This is a genomic window from Allosphingosinicella sp. (assembly GCF_036387215.1).
Lineage (GTDB): Bacteria > Pseudomonadota > Alphaproteobacteria > Sphingomonadales > Sphingomonadaceae > Allosphingosinicella.
Map to the genome: position 1 here is coordinate 1 of NZ_DASVUE010000007.1, position 4,118 is coordinate 4,118.

The window sequence follows — 4,118 nt, forward strand, 5'->3', positions numbered from 1 at the left end:
AAATCGACGCGTGGGCCGTCGAACAGCGACAGCGGACGCATTTCGTGCAGGCTGTTGTCCCACGCGCCGTCGGCGATCTCGTCGCCGATGTGCGAAAGCTCGGTGGTCGGGAACCAGCGCGCCAGATCGGCGGCGCGCACCTCGTCGAGCCGCAGGTCGTCTGTCCCGTCGAGCACGTATGGATAGGGTATCTCGCTTGCGGAGCGGCCGACCGACACTTCGACCTCATAGTCGCGCACCAGGAGCGAGAGCTGCTCGGTCAGATATTTCCGGAACAGGCGCGGGCGGGCGACGCTGGCGGCATAGACGCCCGGCCGGTTCAGCCGCCCGAAGGCGCGGTTGGGAAAGCGGGCCGGTTGGTCCGGGCGGTAGTGGATCCGAAGCTCCGGATAGGCGAACAATCCCTGCGCCCGCTCCGCCGGATCCGGCTTGTCGCCGCTTCTGAGATACCGGGCGAGGCCGCTCCTGAGCGCCGCCGACGAGCGGTCGTAAATGTCGCAAAGCTGCTCGATGAGGCCCGCTATGTCTGCTTCGGTGGTGATGGCGGCCATGGTCAGGACCCCGCGTCTTCCAGGTTGGCCGGGCCGAAGCCGAGCGGAAGCAGTTCGGAGATGCGAAGCACCTGCACCTCGGTTCCGTCGCCGTTGGACGAGATCACCTCGATGTCGTTGCCGGACACGTGCGCGGCCTCCAGAATCGATTGGCGGCAGCCGCCGCAGGAGGTGACGACCGAGGCGCCGGCGAGCGAGCCGTCGGACCCGACATGCCCCCCCGTGACGGCGATGCGGGTGATCTTGCGAAGGCCGAACTTCTGGCTTGCGGCGGTAAGTGCGGAAAGCTCGGCGCACACGCCGAGGCGATAACAGGCATTTTCCATGTTCGAGCCGAGCACGATCTCGCCATCATCCGATTCCACCGCGCAGCCGACGCTGAAACCGGAATAAGGAGCATATGCCGCCAGCGCTGCGCGGCGTGCCTGCTCGACGAGAGATTGAGGGTCCGTCATGGAGGCCGGACCATAAGCCTGGCCAAGCAAAAGAATAGGGGGTTCCTTCGGCTGCGCAGGCAGGCAGTCTCGCTGGTTCCGCGACCAATGGTGTGTTAGGGGCATGATATGCCTATCCGTCCCGATCATGATCCCTTGTCGAACCACCGTCGCCGATTCGAGGCGGCATGGGCGCGGCACGAGGCGACAGTTGCACGAGCGCGCCGCGTGCACGAGCTTCGTGTGTCCGAGGCCCGGCGGCGGATCCAGGAGGTGAAGCTTGCTCATCGGGCGCACGTCGCCGAGATGCAGAGGCGGCTGGCCGAGGCGCTTCGCCTGCATGGAGCGCGGTACGAGCACGTGGAGTGGCGATGGGATGGATGGCCGTTCCCGCCTCAAACTCGCCGCGGCCGGCGGCCGGACGGCGAAGACCGCGAGATGATCCCGGCCGTTCCTGCTCCGAAGCCGAAGCCGCTCATGGGAGGCGCCGAAGCGCCGATCGAATAACGCGCCTTCCGTGCGAGCGGCAGGGCGTTCCAAAAAGCGGCTTGATGTTGACGCAACGTCAAGTGGTACAGCTCTCCAGATGAAGGGGATGCTCGACATCAGGGAAGTGGCTCGGCGCACGGGCCTCACCTCTAGGACTCTGCGCTTCTACGAAAGCCGCGGCCTCGTGACGCCGATCCGCACCGACAGCGGACGGCGCGTCTATGGCCCCGAAGCGCTGGAGCGGATCAATCACATCGTCGCGCTGAAGCGGGCGGGGTTGACGCTCTCGCAAATCGGAGAAGCGCTCACGAACAGGCCGCTCGACCTGGCGCGGATAGTCGGGGCGCAGCTGGCGGCGCTGGCGGTGCGGCAGGCGGAGATCGCCGAAGCGATGAAGCTCCTCGTGTCGGTCGCCGCTCGGCTCGACCGGCGGGAGCCGCTTGGCCTCGATGCCCTGTGCGAAATGATCCGCCAGGGGGAGACGGTGGTGGAATCGGACAAATGGAAGCGCGAGCTGGCGATCAGGATGGTCGGCGAGGAGAAGATAAGGGATGGCGCGGCGCGCATGGTCTCGATACTCGGCTCCATCGACCCGACGGAGTACCGGCAGAAGACAACGGAGCTGATGGCCCGCATTGAGGCGGCGATGCCGCTCGATCTCGACGGTCCCGAGGCGGCCGCGCTCCACGACGAATGGCTTCAGCTCATCGACCCGTTCATTAAGCTCACATCTGAAGCTCCGCCGACTGGGCTGAACGGGCTGCCTCTCAAGGAGGCGCTCGAGAATATCGACCGATGGAAGCAGAAGGGCGAGGCGCCCTTTTCGACAAAGGCGTTCGAGTTCCTTTTCGCCATGGGCCGGCGGCGGAAGGGGGATCGACGCGCGGCCTAGTTATCTGCCGCTCTCCGGGAACTCGCCCGTTGACCCATGTCCCTCCCGCAGTTATAGGCCGCCTCGCCTGCGGAGCCTCCGCGTTCCTGGAGCAGGCAAGAGCTTGAACATTGCTTCGCGAGAGTGAGGGCCTGGGGGGCCGTAAGGCCGCCGGGGCTTTTGCGCATTTTGCGTGCAGGCAAAGTAACTTATAAGGAAGTGAAGGCTTCATGCCAACGATCAACCAGCTGATCCGCAAGGGTCGCGAGCCGCAGAAGGCCAAGTCCAAGGTCCCTGCAATGGAGCAGAACCCGCAGAAGCGCGGCGTCTGCACCCGCGTCTATACGACGACCCCGAAGAAGCCGAACTCCGCACTCCGCAAGGTGGCCAAGGTCCGCCTGACGAACCAGCGCGAAGTGATCAGCTACATCCCCGGCGAGGGCCATAACCTCCAGGAGCACAGCGTCGTGCTGATCCGCGGCGGCCGTGTGCGCGACTTGCCCGGCGTTCGCTACCACGTCCTGCGCGGCGTTCTCGACACCCAGGGTGTCAAGGATCGCCGCCAGTCCCGCTCGAAGTACGGCGCAAAGCGTCCGAAGTAAGACCGGCCTTAAGGCCGTCTGAAGTCAAGAGAAGGTAATCTGATATGTCCCGTCGTCGCCGCCCAGAGAAGCGCGAAATCCTCCCCGATCCGAAGTTCGGGGACGTCGTCCTTTCCAAGTTCATGAACAGCGTCATGCTCGACGGCAAGAAGTCCGTCGCGGAGGGCATCGTCTACGGCGCTCTCGAGACCGTCGAGACCCGCGCCAAGCGCGAGCCGCTCGGCGTGTTCCACGATGCATTGAACAACATCAAGCCGGGTATCGAGGTCCGCAGCCGCCGCGTCGGCGGCGCGACCTATCAGGTCCCGGTCGAGGTGCGCCCCGAGCGCGCCCAGGCGCTTGCGATCCGCTGGCTGATCTCCGCCGCCCGTGCGCGCTCGGAGAACACCATGGCCGCCCGTCTTTCGGGCGAGCTGATGGATGCCGCCAACAACCGCGGCAACGCGGTGAAGAAGCGTGAGGACACGCATCGCATGGCCGAGGCCAACCGGGCCTTCAGCCACTACCGCTGGTAAAATTCGTCCCTATATCGTCAGGGCGGGGCCGCGGCCCCGCTCCCGACATTGGAGTTTAAGATCATGGCCCGCAGCCATCCGCTCGACCGTTACCGCAATATCGGCATCATGGCGCACATCGACGCCGGCAAGACGACGACGACCGAGCGCATCCTTTATTACACCGGCAAGTCCTACAAGATCGGCGAAGTGCACGAAGGCACCGCCACGATGGACTGGATGGAGCAGGAGCAGGAGCGCGGGATCACGATCACCAGCGCCGCCACCACCTGTTTCTGGAAGGCTGAAGAGGGCACCGGCCCCGAGCACCGGATCAACATCATCGACACGCCCGGCCACGTCGACTTCACCATCGAAGTCGAGCGCTCGCTGCGCGTGCTCGACGGCGCGGTCGCCTGCTTCGACGGCGTTGCCGGCGTCGAGCCGCAGTCGGAGACCGTCTGGCGGCAGGCCGAGAAGTACAAGGTCCCGCGGATGTGCTTCGTCAACAAGCTGGACCGCACGGGCGCCAATTTCGACATGTGCGTCGGCATGATCAAGGATCGGCTCGGCGCCCGCCCGGCCGTCCTCTATCTCCCGATCGGGATCGAGAGCCAGTTCAAGGGCCTTGTCGACCTCGTCAACAACCGGGCCATCATCTGGCTCGAGGAGTCGCT

General features: G+C 65.3%; 7 protein-coding genes. 5 read left to right on the forward strand and 2 right to left on the reverse strand.

All coding sequences use genetic code 11. The features are described 5' to 3' along the window. Both VF662_RS00280 and VF662_RS00285 read right to left on the reverse strand, forming a co-directional pair. A partial coding sequence (locus tag VF662_RS00280) for an AMP nucleosidase family protein (protein WP_464136312.1) occupies window positions 1-551 on the reverse strand: 551 nt, incomplete at its 3' end. A 2-nt stretch (window positions 552-553) separates the two neighbouring features. Beyond that, complete coding sequence (locus VF662_RS00285) at window positions 554-1,006, reverse strand: cytidine deaminase (protein ID WP_464136315.1); 453 nt, start codon at window positions 1,004-1,006, stop codon at window positions 554-556. Window positions 1,007-1,114: 108 nt separating this feature from the next. Between VF662_RS00285 and VF662_RS00290 the strand changes: the two genes are divergently transcribed. From VF662_RS00290 to VF662_RS00310, 5 genes are all read left to right on the forward strand, one after another. Then, on the forward strand, window positions 1,115-1,492 hold the full coding sequence (locus VF662_RS00290) for a hypothetical protein (RefSeq protein WP_464136317.1): 378 nt from the start codon (window positions 1,115-1,117) through the stop codon (window positions 1,490-1,492). An 88-nt stretch (window positions 1,493-1,580) separates the two neighbouring features. Further along, the gene (locus VF662_RS00295; protein ID WP_464136319.1) at window positions 1,581-2,366 is read left to right on the forward strand and encodes a MerR family transcriptional regulator; all 786 of its coding nucleotides are present in this window, start codon (window positions 1,581-1,583) and stop codon (window positions 2,364-2,366) included. Between the two features lie 209 nt (window positions 2,367-2,575). Beyond that, window positions 2,576-2,947: a 30S ribosomal protein S12 gene (gene rpsL, locus VF662_RS00300; RefSeq protein WP_028969180.1), complete on the forward strand. Its 372-nt coding sequence runs from the start codon at window positions 2,576-2,578 to the stop codon at window positions 2,945-2,947. 44 nt (window positions 2,948-2,991) lie between these two features. Continuing rightward, a complete protein-coding gene (gene rpsG / locus VF662_RS00305; protein ID WP_464136321.1) occupies window positions 2,992-3,462 on the forward strand; it encodes a 30S ribosomal protein S7 in 471 nt (156 codons plus the stop codon). A 63-nt stretch (window positions 3,463-3,525) separates the two neighbouring features. Next, the coding region (locus VF662_RS00310; RefSeq protein WP_464136323.1) for a GTP-binding protein at window positions 3,526-4,118 on the forward strand (593 nt) is incomplete at its 3' end.

Coding starts and splice junctions, on each gene's coding strand:
- VF662_RS00285 (WP_464136315.1), bottom strand. CDS start 1,006: ATGACGGACCCTCAATCTCTCGTCGAGCAGGCACGCCGCGCAGCGCTG.
- VF662_RS00290 (WP_464136317.1), top strand. CDS start 1,115: ATGCCTATCCGTCCCGATCATGATCCCTTGTCGAACCACCGTCGCCGA.
- VF662_RS00295 (WP_464136319.1), top strand. CDS start 1,581: ATGCTCGACATCAGGGAAGTGGCTCGGCGCACGGGCCTCACCTCTAGG.
- rpsG (WP_464136321.1), top strand. CDS start 2,992: ATGTCCCGTCGTCGCCGCCCAGAGAAGCGCGAAATCCTCCCCGATCCG.
- rpsL (WP_028969180.1), top strand. CDS start 2,576: ATGCCAACGATCAACCAGCTGATCCGCAAGGGTCGCGAGCCGCAGAAG.